This window comes from Granulicella sp. L60 (genome assembly GCF_009765825.1).
In the GTDB taxonomy this organism is placed as follows: Bacteria; Acidobacteriota; Terriglobia; order Terriglobales; family Acidobacteriaceae; genus Edaphobacter.
In genome coordinates this window covers 98,087-113,301 of sequence record NZ_LMUR01000022.1, presented here as the reverse complement: position 1 = coordinate 113,301, position 15,215 = coordinate 98,087, and the positions used below count along the sequence as shown (strand labels likewise).

The following is a 15,215-nucleotide window of genomic DNA, read 5'->3' as shown; positions in this document are numbered from 1 at the left end:
CAACGAACTCCAAACGAAACCCACAGCCCCAGTCCGCGTCGATGCTATCCTTTAGGCGAAGGAAAACCGAAATGCCGACGCTCCTCCTTGCCCTCCAACTCGTCATTCTCCTCGTCGTTCTCTTCCTCCTCTTCCGCAAGCAGCCGTCCGCGCAGCCACAGGATCCGCGCCTCCTCCAGATCCCCGACCAGCTCACCCGCCTCGACGCTCACTTCGACGCACTCGACCGCCATCTTCGCGGCGACCTCGCCCAACTCCGCACCGACCTCGCCGAAGAGGCCCAGCGCACCCGCGAGGCCAGCGCCGCCGACTTCGGGAGTCTTCGCACCGAGATCTCCACGATCCTCGCCACCCTCGGCCAGACCCTCCAGACCGGACTCGCCGGCTTTCGCTCCGACAACAAATCCTCCGACGAGGCCCTGCGCAACGCCGTCCAGCACCAGATGGACTCCATCACCCAGCGCATCTCCGCCTTCACCAGCGAAACCAGCACGAAACACGACGCCCTCCGCGAGTCCCTCAACACCAAACTCGCCGACCTGATGACCAGCAACACCGCCCACCAGAACCAGCTCCGCGAGACCGTCGAAGAGCGCCTCACCCGGCTTAACGAAGCCAACTCCGCCAAGCTCGAAGAGATGCGCGTCACCGTCGACGAGAAGCTCCACGCCACCCTGCAGACGCGCCTCACCGAGTCCTTCGGCCAGGTTACCGATCAGCTCAATAAAGTCCACACCGGCCTCGGCGAGATGACCAAGCTCTCCGACGGCGTCAACGACCTCAGCCGTATCTTCACCAATGTCAAATCCCGCGGAGGCTTCGCCGAGGTCCAGCTCGGCATGCTGCTCGAACAGATGCTCGCGCCCAGCCAGTTCGTTCGCAACGCCAAGGTCAAGGAAGGCACCCTGGAGGTCGTCGAGTTTGCCGTCCGCTTTCCCGGCCACGCCGGCGAGACCCTGCTTCCCATCGACGCTAAGTTCCCCCGCGAAGACTGGGAGCGCCTCGAGGCCGCCTACGAGAGCAACCTGCCCGACAGCATCGCCACCGCCGGAAGAGCCTTCGAGGCCGCCATCCGCACCGAAGGCGACCGCATCTGCAAGAAGTACATCAACCCTCCCGTCACCACGCCCCACGCCATCATGTTTCTGCCCACCGAAGGCCTCTACGCCGAAGTCATGCGCCGCGACGCCCTCCAGGCCGAGATCCAGTCCAAATGCCACGTCACCATCGCCGGCCCCAGCACGCTCTCCGCGATCCTCACCAGCTTTCAGATGGGCTTCCACATGCTCGCCCTGCAGGAGAAGGGCGATGAGGTCTGGAAGGTCCTGCAGGGCACCAAAACCGAGTTCGGTAAGTTCGGCATCCTCATGGACAAGGTCGGCAGCGATCTGTTGAAGGTCCACGGAAGGCTGACCGACGTCGGAGTCCGCACCCGGGCCATCAACCGCGCCCTCCGCGAGGTCGGCGAGTCCGACGGCCCCGCCCCGGCCAACAACCTCATCGACTTCGATAACATTCCCGGCGTAGCCCCCCTGCTCGCCGCCGCCGGGGACGAAGAGTAGACGAAGACCGTTTAAACCGCCCTAAACCCTCCGCCACCCCCCACACCAAGGGTGCGCTTTGCTTTACACTCGCCTAGGTGCTCAGTATGCTTGAGTCTGGCCGTAGGCTATTGGCTACATGACATCGGCACCCAGACTTTGATACCAGATGTGAACAGGAGAAACAAATGGCAGCAGTAGACGAAAAGGTAAAGCAGATCATTGTCGAGCAACTTCAGGTGGATGAAGCCGAAGTCACCCCCGGCGCAAGCTTTCAGGAAGACCTGGGCGCAGACTCCCTCGACGTCGTCGAACTCGTCATGCAGTTCGAAGAGGCCTTCGACATCCAGATTCCCGATGAGGATGCCGAGAAGATCAAGACCGTGAAGGATGCCGTCGATTACATCGAAAAGAACCAGAAGGCGGCAAAGTAAAAAATGGAGCATCGACGCGTCGTCGTAACCGGCCTTGGCCTGATCTGCGGGGTCGGCAAAACTGCCCCTGAGCTCTGGGAAGGCCTGATGGCTGGCCGTAGCGGCATGGGAGAGATCAAGGCATTCGATCTCACCGGCCACCCGGTCCGCTTCGCCGCCGAGGTCAAAGACTTCGACCCCCTTCTCTTTGTGGATAAGAAAGAAGCCCGCAAGATGGGCCGCTTCATCCACTTCGCCCTGGCGGCCGCCGCCGAGGCCATGGCGCACTCCGGCCTTAAGGTCACCGAAGAGAACCGCGACCGCGTCGGCGTCCACATCGGCTCCGGCATCGGCGGCTTCGACGTCATCGAGCGCGAGCACTCAAACCTCTTGAGCGGCGGACCCCGCAAGGTCTCGCCCTTCTTTATTCCCGGCTCCATCATCAACCTCGCCGCCGGCCACGTCTCCATCAAGTACGGCGCACGCGGCCCCAACGAAGCCACGGCCACGGCCTGCACCACCTCCGCCCACGCCATCGGCGACGCCTTCCGTCTCATCCAGCGCGGCGACGCCGAGGTCATGATCGCAGGCGGCACCGAAGCCTCCATCACTCCGCTCGGCGTGGCCGGATTCGCAGCCATGCGAGCCCTCTCCACCCGCAACGAAGACCCCCAGCACGCCAGCCGTCCCTTCGACAAGGATCGTGACGGCTTCGTCGTAGGCGAAGGCGCCGGTATCCTCATCCTCGAAGAGCTGGAGTTCGCCAAGGCACGCGGTGCCAAGATCCTCGCCGAGATCGTAGGCTACGGCCTCTCCGCCGACGCCTTCCACATGACCGGCATGGCCCCCGAAGGCGAAGGCTGCTATCGCTCCATGCAGCACGCCCTCAAAGTCGCCGGCATCTCGCCCGACCAGATCGACTACGTCAACGCCCACGCCACCTCGACCCCCCTCGGCGACGCCCTTGAATCCAAGGCCATCGAGAACGTCTTCGGCGAGCGCGCCACCAACCACAAACTCCTCGTCAGCTCCACCAAGTCCATGACCGGCCACCTCCTCGGCGGCGCGGGTGGCCTTGAAGCCGGCATCACCATCATGGCCATGCAGAAGCAGATCGCGCCCCCCACCATGAACATCGTGGAACTCGATCCGCAGTGTCGCCTGAACTACGTGCCCAACAAGCCCCAGCCAGCAAAGATCGACTACGCCCTGTCGAACTCCTTCGGTTTCGGCGGCACCAATGGCTCGCTCGTCTTCAAGCGCTGGACAGAATAACTCTTCACCACCAGCAACAATAGCGAAAGGGCATGGCAACCGCCATGCCCTTTCGCTTGCTCCTCGCTGCACGTCTCACGCCGTAGACCCGTAGACCCGTAGACCCGTAGAGCCGTAGAGCCTAGCTAAACGCAGCCGCAGACGCCGCGCTGACAATCAGCATCAGCACCCACCACCCCACCACCACCGCTGCCGCCTTACCCCTGCTCACCTTCGCCACAATCGACGTCCCCAGCACCAGCAGCACCAGCGTCCATATCCCCAGCACGTCAAAGAATCCCAGCGCTGCCTTCAGCCACGGAGCCGCATCCGGCAGGTAATACGCCAGATTTGTGCCCACCGGATTCTTCAGATCAAATCCCTCGGCGTTTCCCCCGAAGTAGATCATCACAATCGTCAAAAGCCCGCTAAACAGCTTCGGCAGCGAACAGTACATCCACAGGCAGAACATCTGTCCGAAAGTCGTCTGCGCCCCCAACCCAAAATTGAACGTTGCCCACAACCCCAGCGCCCCAATCACCGAAAAGATCAAAATTAGAATCGGGAACGCATAGGTTGTATAGCGGTATCCCACCGCCATCTTCTGCATCTGTCCCGTGCGCTGCTCCGGCGTCAGCCCCGATAGCTGCTCCTCCTGCTTCGGACTCTGGTGGATCACGTTCTCCACCACCCGCTCGAACCCGACCTGTTTGTCGATCGCGTATCCCACGCCCAGCGTCACCACCACGGCCAGCAGAAACGGCAGCCACCAGCTCGTGCTCCGCAGAATATCCGTGAACGTTTTGCTAGGCGCGACGTACGTATCCACCACCCGCTCCACCTGGCTCAACCCCGGCTGTGCCACTCCCCCCGCCACGGCAACCTCGCTCATATCGTCTCCTCCGCCCCTCTTCTACACAGCCAAATCCAGCCCCAGTCCGGGCGTTTCAGGATTGTAGCCCGACCCCAATCCCTCCCGGCAAAAATCTTCAGAGACACGCCTCTCCGCGCAAGCAAGCTCACTTGCTCACCCGCACTTAGAAGTCCAACAAGCTATCTACGAATCAGAACCCGCGAACACCGAACAAGCTACTCCACCACTACCAGCACATCGCCAGACCCAACCGTATCGTCCACCGCCACGGCAACCTTAGCCACGCGTCCAGCCTTCGGAGACTTCAGCTCGTTCTGCATCTTCATCGCCTCAATCACCACCAGACCCTGCCCCTGCCCCACCTCATCGCCCGCCTTAACCAGAATCCGCACCACCCGTCCCGGCATCGGAGCCTTCACCGCCCGCGGCCCATCCGTCCCTGCACCCGCGCCACGACGTCCCTGCAGCGAACGCGGATCCTCCACCTCAAACCCAAACCGCCGCCCATCGATCACCACCCCATCGCCATCGAGCACGCAGCGATACTGCCGCCCCTCCACCACCAGCGACATCACCCCCGGCCGCAGCATCCGCACATCCGCCGTCAGCGCGCGACCATCGACCTCAGCCGCGACCACCCCCTCGCGACTCCCCGGCAGACTCACCCGAACCTTCTTGCCCCCAACATCCAGCCAAACCGTCACAGACGCAATCCCTCCCGCCGTCCAGCCACAGCCCACCGGCTCTCCACCGCAACCTCCGCCACCACCGCTTCACTCTTCGTCGAAGCACTAAACAGCGCCGCCGCCAACGCCACCACATCCTCCAGCACAGCCTTCTGCGGCAGAGCCGTCCCCTCAGCCAGCAGACGCTCCAGATACCCAGTATCGATCCGCGCCGACCGAAAGTCTTCATCCATCAGAATCCGCCGAAACAGCCCAATATTCGTCTTGATCCCGCCGATGACGTACTCGTCCAAAGCACGCAGCATCCGGTCGATCGCCATCTCCCGCGTCGGCGCAAACGCCACCAGCTTCGACAGCATCGGATCGTAGTCCAGCGGCACCCTCCAGCCCTCGTACACCGCGCAGTCCTCGCGAATCCCCGGCCCACCCGGCTGCACCAGCCGCGTAATCAGCCCAGGCGAAGGGAAGAAGTTATTCTCCGGATCCTCCGCATAGATCCTGCACTCAATCGCATGACCACGCAGCACAATATCCTCCTGCGCAATCGCCAGCGGCTCTCCCATCGCCACGCGAAGCTGCATATGCACAAGGTCAAGCCCCGTCACCAGCTCGGTCACAGGGTGCTCCACCTGCAGCCGCGTATTCATCTCCAGAAAGTAAAAGTTCTCCGCCGCATCCACCAGGAACTCCACCGTCCCCGCATTCACATATCCCGCCGACAACGCCAGCCGCGCCGCCGCCGCGCCCATCCTGCGCCGCAGTTCCTCACCCACCACTGCCGACGGAGCCTCTTCAATCACCTTCTGGTGCCGCCGCTGCACCGAACACTCGCGTTCGCCTAAATACACGCACCCGCCATGCTCGTCCGCCATCAACTGAATCTCAATATGCCGCGGCCGCTCGATCAGCTTCTCCAGGTAGACCTCACCCGATCCAAAACTCCGCTCCGCCTCACTACTCGCCGCCGCAAACGCCGCCGGAAGCTCCGCCGCCCCGAACACCGCGCGCATGCCCTTGCCGCCCCCACCGGCCGCCGCCTTCAGCATCACCGGATACCCAATGCCCGCAGCCACGCGCACCGCCTCCTCCGCATCGGCCAGCCCGGTCACGCTACCCGGTACGCGCGGCATCCCAGCCGCATCCGCCGCCTGCCGCGCCTTGGTCTTCGATCCCAGCACACGCATCGCCGACGCCGGAGGCCCGATGAACGTCACCCCCGCCACCGCACAAGCCTCGGCAAAGTCCGCATTCTCCGAGAGAAATCCATACCCCGGATGAATCGCGTCCGTCCCACTCCGCCTCGCGATCTCAAGGATCAGATCGCCCCGCAGGTAGCTCTCCGCAGCCGGCGCAGGCCCAAGCCGATACGCCTCATCCGCATGCGGCACATGCAGCGCGCCCCGGTCGGCATCCGAGTACACCGCCACCGTAGCCAATCCCATCTCCCTGCACGCGCGAATCACCCGCAGCGCAATCTCGCCGCGGTTCGCAATCAGCACTTTTTTGATCGATCGTCGCAAGCGGCAATTTTACCGCACCCGAAAGACAGCGTCCCACCGCAGCGACAACACACCACAGACGCCGCACAAAAAGAAGAGGCCTCCGCAATCGAAGGCCTCTTCTCTACAACAAAGTTGAAACAGGAAGCGACTACTGCATCGTTACGCCGCCCTGAGTCTTCTCTTCCTTCTTCTTCTCGTTTTCCTTGCGAGCGCCCATCGCTTTCTGGCTCCACTCATCCGCGGTGGCCAGATCGGCCTTGCGAGCGTTGTCATCCCCGCACTCCATATCGGCCTTGCGGCGATTGGTCAGGTTCAGATACTGCATCGCATCGTCGTAGGTCGGGTTAATGTCGACAGCCTTCTGCAGGTACTGCAGACCCTCCTGCACCAACGCCGTATTCGCATCCTTGATCTTCTGGCAGGCGCCCTTGGACTTCTTCGGATTGCCGTTACCGTCGTCGGTCAGCCCGTCCGCAGCAAGAATCGTGATCGCATTCTTGTAGGACTGCATCCAGTCCACAACGCCGATCGTGTAGTAAGCTTCGGCATCGTTCGGGTCGAGCGCGATGACCTTCTTCTCATAGTCCTTGGCCGGCTCAAGCTTCTTGATGTTGCGATTGATCGACGCCATCTGCTTCAACGCAGTCAGGTCGTTCGGATTCTTATCGAGCACAGCCTGGAAGCCGTCCAGCGCCTTCTGCGCGATCGCAAGATTCTCCGGCGTGTCCAGGTTCGGCACCACCTGGTAGGAGTACGCCGTCGCCAGGTAGAGCTTCGCATCCTCAGACTTCGGATCGAGTGCTACCGCGTTTTGAAAGTGATCCACAGCTTCTTCATAGCGTGCGTTCTTGAATGCCTGCACGCCCTTGGTCAGCTGGTCCCGCGACTTCAGAACGTTGCAACCGGTTGCAGTAAGAAGCAGCAGCGCCAGCATAGCGGCCGTAACCGGAATCCGTGCGGTGAATTTCATGGGGCGAATCGTCTCCTTCAAATGGGCGCGAGGTTATATGGGACAGAAAGGCGAAAACATTAGATTCTGGTTTCCCGGCTTTCGATTGATTGTAATGGTATACGTCCCATCGTGACTAGAGGACGCATTCTTTCCTTGTCAAACTATTTCTCGAAACAATCTTCTGAAGGACAATTTTCATTCCATATTCTTCTTTTGTTCCTGAACTCGGTCCAATCCCTCTACAAATAGGATGCACCCGCGAGAAAAGTAGAGCCTTCAAACACAACAATCGTACCCTACACAATCCCAGGCAATCTTTAGACGATGCGCCCGTCGCGCATCCTGACAATCCGGTCCGCGTACGAAGCCGCGTCCGCATCATGGGTGATCATCAGAATCGTCTGCCCAAGGCGCTGGTTCAAGTCCTTCATCAGCTTCAACACGGCAGCGGAGTTCTCACTGTCCAGATTGCCCGTAGGCTCGTCCGCAAGCAAAATCGCCGGGGAATTCACGATTCCGCGCGCAATCGCGACACGCTGCTGCTGCCCGCCCGACAGCGCCCTGGGCTTGTGCTTCATCCTGTCCGCAATGCCCAGCAGCTTCAATATCTCCTGAAACGAAGCGTCGAACTCCGTATGCCGTCCGCCAATGTACTGCACCATACGGATGTTGTCCTCGGCAGAGAGCGTAGGCAAAAGGTTGTACTTCTGGAAGACAAAACCAACGGTGGTCTTGCGCAGGTCGGTCCGCTCCGTATTCGTCATGCCCGCCAGATCGCGCCCGTTGATCCGCACCGACCCCGAGGTCGTCGGCGTAAGCCCCCCGAGAATATGAAAGAGGGTCGATTTACCGGAGCCTGACGCGCCGATAATCGCCACAAATTCGCCCTTCCGGACCTGCAGATCGACCCCGCGAAGCGCATGCACCTCCACGTCGCCCACCTGGTACGTCTTCGTCAGCCCATTCACTTCGATGATCGCCGGCTCACTCATAGCAAAGAGCCTCCGTAACATCCTGCTTCACCGCCTTCACGCCCGGAACGATCGCGCCCAGCAGCGCCCCCACAATCGCAATCCCAGTCGCAATCGGCCACCATCCGTACACCGTCTCCTGCACCAGGCTCGCCGGCACCGCATGCCGCATCAACCATTGCGTTCCATACGTCAGCACAATGCCGAAGGCCGCGCCCAGCAGCGCCAGTAGCAGCGTCTCGCGAAAGAGAATATTCAGGATCAGCCCCGAAGACGCTCCCACCGCCTTCAGAATGCCGATCTCGCGCGTCCGCTCCAGCACCGCCGTATACATCGCCATAAACACCACGATGAACCCGACCACCACCGCCACCCCGATCACCACGCCGATAAAGCTCTTCAGCATCCCCACGCTGTTGATCGACAGAAGCGAAGTAAACTCCTCCATCGTGTAGATCTGGTATCCCTTGAACTTCAGCCGCATCGCATCGACCACCGCCTGCGCGCGCGAAGGATCGTCCACCTTCAGGAAGATCTGGCTCAGGTGCCCCGGATTGCCCGTCAGCTCCTGCAGCACATGCAGCTTCACGCAGATGCGCGCCAGCTTGCCGCCTTCGAAGATCCCCGCCAGCCTCCAGTCATGGTTCACCAGGTTGACCGTATCTCCCACATGCAGCTTCTTCTGCTTGGCGTAATACTCATCCACAATGATGTCGTTGTCATTGACCAGTGGACCGCCCTGCAGGAAGTGGAAACCGCCGTTCAACCTGTGAAAGTCATCCAGATCGAGACCCGTAATGGAGTCGAAGCCCGACAGCGGCTGCACCATGGTCCCCATCGCGAAGGCTACATGCGGCTCCTGCATCAGCAGCGCCGGAATCTTGTCGCTCATCGGTGCAGAACTCAACCCAATCGCCGAAGAACCCGGCGGACGAAAGATAATGTCAGCACCCACCCCGCGCGCACGTTGAGCCGTCTGATCCAGCGTGCCGTAGCTGACGCCCACCAGCGTCAGAATCATCGTCACCTCGACGGCGATGGCGAGCACGCTCAGCAGCGTGCGAACAGGCCTGTGGCCCAGGTTGGCGAATATCAGTTTATTGAGCAAGATGTAAGTCTAATGCAAATCAAGATGCGCACCGCGAAGCCTGGTGAAATCACCACCTGTGAATCTCCGGAGCGCAGCTCAATGAGTAGGCCGTTCAAAAAGTTGTGTTCCACACAAAAGTCACGGGTGGCTGACCCTGGGGCCATACCACCCGCACCGAAACTTCTACTAAAACTGAAGAATCTCTACTGTCCCGCTTCAACGCGCGGCGTAATCAAGCCGATGTTATCCACGCCAGCCTGGTGCCCGAAGTCGATCACCTCTGCGACCTTGCTGAAGTCCAGATCCTTGTCGCCCTTGACGAACATAACCTTCTCCTGCCGGGTCGCAAAGATCTCCGTCAGCTTCGGCTCCAGCTCCGTCTTGTTGAACGAGGTGTCGTTGATCTTGTACCCAGGAGCGCCAGCCCCGTTCGACAGAACCTGCACCACGATCGTACGGTCGTTCGGCTGATCCTGCTGTTTATCCTTGGGCGGCTGAGGAACCAGCGTCTCCAGCCCTCGAGGTGTTACCGGCACGATGACCATGAAGATGATCAACAGCACCAGCAGAACGTCGATAAGCGGGGTAACGTTGATCTCAGAAACCGCTCCGCCAGTATTTCCTCCACCCATTCCCATAGCAATCTCCTCAGGTACTCAGCCGCTCCAGCCCATGCGAGTCCGGCCTTCCATCGTCGTGCTTACTTCTTCGTTGTCGTCGCCGCGCCACTATCGTCGTTGCGCTCGGTCAACAGCCCAAGCTGGCTGACGCCGGCAGAGCGGATGCCATCGACCGCATCCATCACCTTGCCGTAGTTCGCCCGTGTATCGGCGCGCATGAAGACCTCTTTGCTGGTCTTGTTCTCCAGCTTTGCCGCAATCTTTGGCCCGAGATCGTCAAGCGTAACCTGATCTCCGCCCAGGAACGTTCTGCCGTCGCGCGTTACAGCGACAACCACAGCATCTTCCTTATTCGCGTCTTCCATCACTACCGCGGCATCCGCCTTTGGCAGGTCGACGTTCACCTTGTTGTTCAGCATGGGGGTGATGACCATGAAGATAATCAGCAACACCAGCATCACGTCCACCATCGGCGTCACGTTGATGTTGGAGTTTACTTTCTTGCCTTCATCCCGCTTATTGATACCCATAACGTATGCTCCGTCCGCTTGGCTGTATGTGCTATCCCCGTGGCGCCTGTCCCGCCTCCGGATGCCGTTCGCTGGCGACATCCGGAGGTTTGGGTCAATGATTCCCGCAGGGTACTGCTGCTTCTAGTAACGCTTCAGGACCGAAGCCTACCGATGGCTCTGCTTGATGAAGTAGTCCACCAGCTCGCTCGAGCTGTTGTCCATCTCGACGTCGAACGCCTCAACCTTACCGGTAAAGTAGTTGAACGTCATAACGGCCGGGATGGCGACCAGAAGACCGAACGCGGTCGTAACCAGAGCTTCCGAGATACCGCCGGCGACTGCACCGATACCAGAGGTCTTCTGTGTTGCAATCTGCTGGAAGGCGTTCAAAATACCGACCACCGTACCGAACAGTCCGATAAACGGAGCGGTGGAACCGATCGTGGCGAGACCGCCCAGACCGCGCTTCAGCTTCGCATGAACGATAGCCTCTGAGCGCTCGAGTGCGCGCTTGGAGCTCTCAATCTGCTCGTCCGTAATCGTGCCGCCCGAACCGAAGCTGCGGAACTCCTGCAGACCGGCGGTGACAACCTCGGCAAGGTGCGACTTCTTCGAACGGTCGGCAACCTTGATCGCCTCATCCAGACGGCCATCCTTCAACGCGCCGGCAACCTTCGGAGCAAACTCACGCGACTGCTTGCGGGCAGCCGAGAAGTACAGGGCACGATCGATGATCACAGCGAGCGACCAGATCGACATGATGAAGAGGAAGATAACGACGCAACGAGCCAGCCAGCCCATGTTGGACCAGAGACCCATAACACTGAAGCTGACCTGAGCCTCTTCGAAGTACATAGCGAGAGAAGCGGGGACGTGAGCGAAATTTACGACATGAGCGAGAATCACTGGAATATTTCCTCCTGGTAGAACTCTAACTTTCAAAATCTTTACCCGGGAATCCCCCAAAAGTTCGAACTGCTGGGGGAAACCTCGAGAGACGTCGTTGCACGTTCAGCCAGCGTCTAGCCGCCGCCGAAGTTGAAGTTCACAGTAATCTGAGTATCCACCTCGGTGGGCTCACCGTTCAGGAAGTAGGGCTTATAGCGCCAGCTCTGTACCGCGGATACCGCGGCGGACCGCAGCATCTCAGGACCGCTGACTACCTCGAGCTTCTCAATCGATCCGCTCTTGGAGATCACGGCATGCAGCACAACCGCGCCGGAGACGTGAGCCGCGCGTGCGATCGGCGGATAGACCGGATTCGATCCCGAGAGCTTGTTACCAGCCACAACGCCGCTCGATACACGAGCCGGACCCTTCGGCGGTGCGACCTTGACGACCGGCGACGGCGCAGTGCCGATACCGCCCATCACGCCACCCGGAACGCCGCTTCCGCTACCCATGCCGGCCATACCGGCAACACCGGCGACCTGCGGCGGAGGAGCAGCATCTTCCTTCAGCATCTTGATGTCTTTAGGAATCTTCGTAGGAGCATGAAGACCCGCGTCGATCTCCGACACCATCTTGATCGGCTTTACGATCTGTTGCGGCGGAGGAGGGGGCGGTGGGGGTGGGGGTGGAGGCGGCGCTGTCAGCATCGCGGTCATCGCCGTCTTCGGCAATGCCTCCGGATACAGCAGCGGAATGAGGATCATGGTCGCCAGGATCGCGCCGTTGAAGACAAAGGTCCCAATCATCCAGTACTTGGATTTGGTCTTGATCTGTCCGCCGGATTCCATCAACGAAGATTCAAACATATGCAGCCTCTTTACTGTGAAGAAGAGCTATTTATGCTTAGACACCGGTGCGTTTCAAAATGTTCCCGAACAAATAACATTCCTGCAACTGAGAAATCATCCGTCGAGCAACGCGAGACCCAAAGAGCCTCACCCCGCCCAGACAAGGTACAAAAGTCACAAAGGGACCTCGCGCCGAGCAGGCGGCCCGTCCGGCAGGACAATATCCTTAAGCCTTAGCCCGCTTGCCCGCAGGCAAAGAAACAGCCTTGCCACGCTTCACTCGCCAGTCCTGATACGCCACCAGCATCGGTGCCGCTACCGCGATCGACGAGTACGTTCCAATTAGGATGCCGACAACCAGCGCGAAGGAGAACCCATGCAGCACTTCTCCGCCAAAAAGATACAGCGACAGCACCGTCAGGAACGTCAGCCCCGATGAGATCACCGTCCGGCTCAGCGTCTGGTTGATGCTCCGATTGACCACATCATGCAGCGACTCCCGCCGCGACAGCGCCAAATTTTCGCGGATACGATCGAAGACCACGATCGTATCGTTCATCGAGTACCCGATCAAAGTCAGGATCGCCGCAATCACCGTCAGCGTAATCTCCTGATTCGTCAGGCTGAACGCGCCCACCGTAATCAGCGTGTCGTGGAACACCGCCACCACCGCCGCCACGCCATAGATCAGCTCGAACCGGAACCACAGATAGATCAGCATCCCGATCAGCGAGTACAGCGTCGCCAGCCAGGCCTGCTTCTGCAACTGCTTGCCCGCCGTCGGCCCCACAATCTCCACCTGCTCCACCGTGAAGCTCGAGTCGTGATAGTTCGCATTCAGCGCATTCTCCACGCTCTGCCGTCCGGCATCGTGCGACTGGTCCGTCGCAGTCGACTCCGGCAGCGCCACGATCACCTTATTCGCAGCATGGCCGCTGGGATCGCTTACCCGCTGAATCCGGAAGTCGCGCACATGCGCCTTGTCCATCGCCGCGCGGATATGGTCTTCATCCGGCGTCGACGAGAACGCCACGCGAATCTGCGTACCGCCCTTGAAGTCCACACCCATCGGGATGTGGTGCCAGAACAGCATGCTCAACACGCCAGCCACAGAAAAGATCAGGGAGAACCCAAGGAAGAACCACTTCTTCCCGAGCCAGTCAATATTCGTCGTACGAAACAGTTCCAGACTCACGCTTCAAACCCTCAGCGGCGACCCGCAGGCCCCGCAATCTCTCGAAATCTAAATAGACAGCGCAGCCCCGCGCTCTTTCTTCTGCAAAATCGCGTCAAAGATCACACGCGACACCAGCACCGCGGTAAACAGGTTGGCGAATAGACCGAAGGCCAGCGTCACCGCAAACCCGCGCACCGGACCCGAGCCGAACAGGAACAGAATCATCGCCGAAACAATCGTCGTGACGTGGGTATCGATGATCGTCACCCACGCATGCGCAAATCCCTGCTGCACCGCCGCCGCCGCCGTCTTTCCGGCCCTCAGCTCTTCGCGGATGCGCTCGAAGATCAGCACGTTCGAGTCCACGCCCATACCGATCGTCAGAATCACGCCCGCAATACCCGGCAGCGTCAGCGTCGATCCGGTAAAGCCCATGAACCCAAGCAGGATCACCAGGTTCAGAATCAGCGCCAGATCAGCATTGATCCCCGCACCCCGGTAGTACACCAGCATGAAGATCATCACCGCCAGCATGCCCGCAATCGCAGCCACCACGCCCTGATGAATCGAAGCAGCGCCCAGGCTCGGCCCAACCGTCCTCGTCTCAAGATAAGAGATCGTCGCCGGCAGCGCGCCCGTGCGTAGCATCAACGACAGGTCGTTCGCCTGCTGCTGCGTAAAGCCGCCCGTAATCTCGCCGCTGTCGCGAATCGCCGATTGAATCCCCGCAACCTCGCGCACCTTGTTGTCCAGCACAATCGCCATCGAGCCCGGCGTCGTGCTCGAAGCCGTATGCGCCTCGGTGTACTTATAGAAGCGGTCTCCCGCCTCGGTCGTCAGGTTGAACCGGATATTCGGTCTACCGTTCTGGTCCTGCGAAGGCTGCGCATCACGGAAGTCCGTACCCTCCACCTCGCTCACTCGCTTCAACAGCCAGATCTGATCCGGAGCACCCACTGAACCCGACCCGCTCACCAGCATCGAGTCCGCAGGAATCACGCCCGAGTTCGCCTGCAGCGCCTCCTGGTCAGTCGAGTACGGTCCGCCCGTCACCGCATGAATCGACAACTTCGCCGTCGACTGAATAATCTCTTCCACCCGCGCCGGATCGTCCACACCAGGCAGCTCCACCAGGATCTGGTTCTCGCCCAGCCCGTACTTCTGAATCACCGGCTCGCTCACGCCCAGCTTGTCGATGCGCTCCCGGATCGTCTCAATCGACGTATCCAGCGTGCGCGTCTCCAGATCCCGAATCGCAGCCAGCTTCATCGTCAGCGCCGCGCTTCCATCCGAGTTCGTCGACACGTCATAGGTCGAATAATCGTTGCCCTGCATCACGCCGCGAGCATCGCTCAGCTTCGCCGCCGGAATCCCCGACACCACAATCGTCTGCGGACGCGCCGGATCGGTCTTGCCCACCGTCGCCCCCACTACGCCAGCCTTCTGCAGATCCTCTTCCAGCCGCGCCACATCCCGGTCCGTCGTGGAGGCAACCGCCTCGGCGACGTGGACCTCCAGCACTAGATGCGTGCCGCCCTTCAGGTCAAGCCCAAGGTGGATTCGATCCTTGATCGACTGCGTCAGGCTGCCATGCGGAATGCCCACAATGCCGAAACAGAAGATCACCAATACCGCAACGATGAATGCCGATTTACCGGCCAGATTCTTACCCATGATCTTTATTGAGGGGTGCTGCACGCGGCGCCCTGTCTCAGCCCCGCTGCCTCGATCCCCGCTTCTTCCTCATCCGTATCTAACGGTTCAATCTCAACCTGCAACATCTCATCCGTACAACACAAACTCTGCGATCGCTCGCAATAAAACTCAGCAGTCAGAACTAAGCAGCCTGCTCTTCCGTCGTCACCGCGGCAATCGCGCTCTTCA

Annotated in this window: 16 protein-coding genes; 3 read left to right on the top strand and 13 right to left on the bottom strand. The window is 60.2% G+C overall.

Features of this window, described 5'->3' with window-relative positions; all coding sequences use genetic code 11:
• Positions 1-71: 71 nt before the first annotated feature.
• The 3 genes from rmuC to fabF all read left to right on the top strand — a co-directional run bounded on the left by rmuC (position 72) and on the right by fabF (position 3,229).
• Entirely contained in the window at positions 72-1,562 is a 1,491-nt protein-coding gene (rmuC, locus tag GSQ82_RS21485; RefSeq protein ID WP_158794348.1) for a DNA recombination protein RmuC, read from the top strand.
• A 167-nt stretch (positions 1,563-1,729) separates the two neighbouring features.
• Positions 1,730-1,975 carry an acyl carrier protein gene (locus GSQ82_RS21480; RefSeq protein WP_020715918.1) on the top strand — a complete coding sequence of 82 codons (246 nt, stop codon included), beginning with the start codon at positions 1,730-1,732 and terminating at the stop codon, positions 1,973-1,975.
• Between the two features lie 3 nt (positions 1,976-1,978).
• Complete coding sequence (gene fabF, locus GSQ82_RS21475) at positions 1,979-3,229, top strand: beta-ketoacyl-ACP synthase II (RefSeq protein WP_158794347.1); 1,251 nt, start codon at positions 1,979-1,981, stop codon at positions 3,227-3,229.
• A gap of 121 nt (positions 3,230-3,350) precedes the next feature.
• On the opposite strand, the gene GSQ82_RS21470 is transcribed toward fabF, so the two are convergent.
• The 13 genes from GSQ82_RS21470 to GSQ82_RS24800 all read right to left on the bottom strand — a co-directional run.
• A complete protein-coding gene (locus GSQ82_RS21470) occupies positions 3,351-4,100 on the bottom strand; it encodes a YIP1 family protein (RefSeq protein ID WP_158794346.1) in 750 nt (249 codons plus the stop codon).
• Between the two features lie 197 nt (positions 4,101-4,297).
• Complete coding sequence (locus GSQ82_RS25450; RefSeq protein WP_305794689.1) at positions 4,298-4,786, bottom strand: biotin/lipoyl-containing protein; 489 nt, start codon at positions 4,784-4,786, stop codon at positions 4,298-4,300.
• Positions 4,783-6,267 (bottom strand): acetyl/propionyl/methylcrotonyl-CoA carboxylase subunit alpha, encoded by a 1,485-nt coding sequence (locus GSQ82_RS21460; RefSeq protein ID WP_254061835.1) that lies wholly within the window; start codon positions 6,265-6,267, stop codon positions 4,783-4,785. The genes GSQ82_RS25450 and GSQ82_RS21460 overlap by 4 nt, the downstream gene beginning before the upstream one ends.
• A 151-nt stretch (positions 6,268-6,418) precedes the next feature.
• A complete protein-coding gene (locus tag GSQ82_RS21455) occupies positions 6,419-7,240 on the bottom strand; it encodes a hypothetical protein (RefSeq protein ID WP_158794344.1) in 822 nt (273 codons plus the stop codon).
• 299 nt (positions 7,241-7,539) lie between these two features.
• Entirely contained in the window at positions 7,540-8,214 is a 675-nt protein-coding gene (locus GSQ82_RS21450) for an ABC transporter ATP-binding protein (RefSeq protein ID WP_158794343.1), read from the bottom strand.
• The gene (locus GSQ82_RS21445) at positions 8,207-9,301 is read right to left on the bottom strand and encodes an FtsX-like permease family protein (protein ID WP_158794342.1); all 1,095 of its coding nucleotides are present in this window, start codon (positions 9,299-9,301) and stop codon (positions 8,207-8,209) included. The genes GSQ82_RS21450 and GSQ82_RS21445 overlap by 8 nt, the downstream gene beginning before the upstream one ends.
• A 185-nt stretch (positions 9,302-9,486) precedes the next feature.
• Positions 9,487-9,921 carry a biopolymer transporter ExbD gene (locus GSQ82_RS21440; RefSeq protein WP_158794341.1) on the bottom strand — a complete coding sequence of 145 codons (435 nt, stop codon included), beginning with the start codon at positions 9,919-9,921 and terminating at the stop codon, positions 9,487-9,489.
• A gap of 62 nt (positions 9,922-9,983) precedes the next feature.
• The gene (locus GSQ82_RS21435; protein ID WP_158794340.1) at positions 9,984-10,433 is read right to left on the bottom strand and encodes an ExbD/TolR family protein; all 450 of its coding nucleotides are present in this window, start codon (positions 10,431-10,433) and stop codon (positions 9,984-9,986) included.
• A gap of 147 nt (positions 10,434-10,580) precedes the next feature.
• A complete protein-coding gene (locus GSQ82_RS21430; RefSeq protein ID WP_158794339.1) occupies positions 10,581-11,321 on the bottom strand; it encodes a MotA/TolQ/ExbB proton channel family protein in 741 nt (246 codons plus the stop codon).
• Positions 11,322-11,437: 116 nt separating this feature from the next.
• Positions 11,438-12,172, bottom strand: coding sequence for an energy transducer TonB (locus GSQ82_RS21425; RefSeq protein WP_158794338.1), 735 nt, complete (start codon positions 12,170-12,172; stop codon positions 11,438-11,440).
• A 208-nt stretch (positions 12,173-12,380) separates the two neighbouring features.
• The gene (secF, locus tag GSQ82_RS21420) at positions 12,381-13,343 is read right to left on the bottom strand and encodes a protein translocase subunit SecF (RefSeq protein WP_158794852.1); all 963 of its coding nucleotides are present in this window, start codon (positions 13,341-13,343) and stop codon (positions 12,381-12,383) included.
• Between the two features lie 54 nt (positions 13,344-13,397).
• Positions 13,398-15,005, bottom strand: a complete 1,608-nt coding sequence (gene secD / locus GSQ82_RS21415) for a protein translocase subunit SecD (protein WP_158794337.1) — start codon at positions 15,003-15,005, stop codon at positions 13,398-13,400.
• A gap of 5 nt (positions 15,006-15,010) precedes the next feature.
• Positions 15,011-15,215, bottom strand: a 205-nt coding sequence (locus GSQ82_RS24800) for a hypothetical protein (RefSeq protein ID WP_216847152.1), incomplete at its 5' end; no start/stop codon positions are given.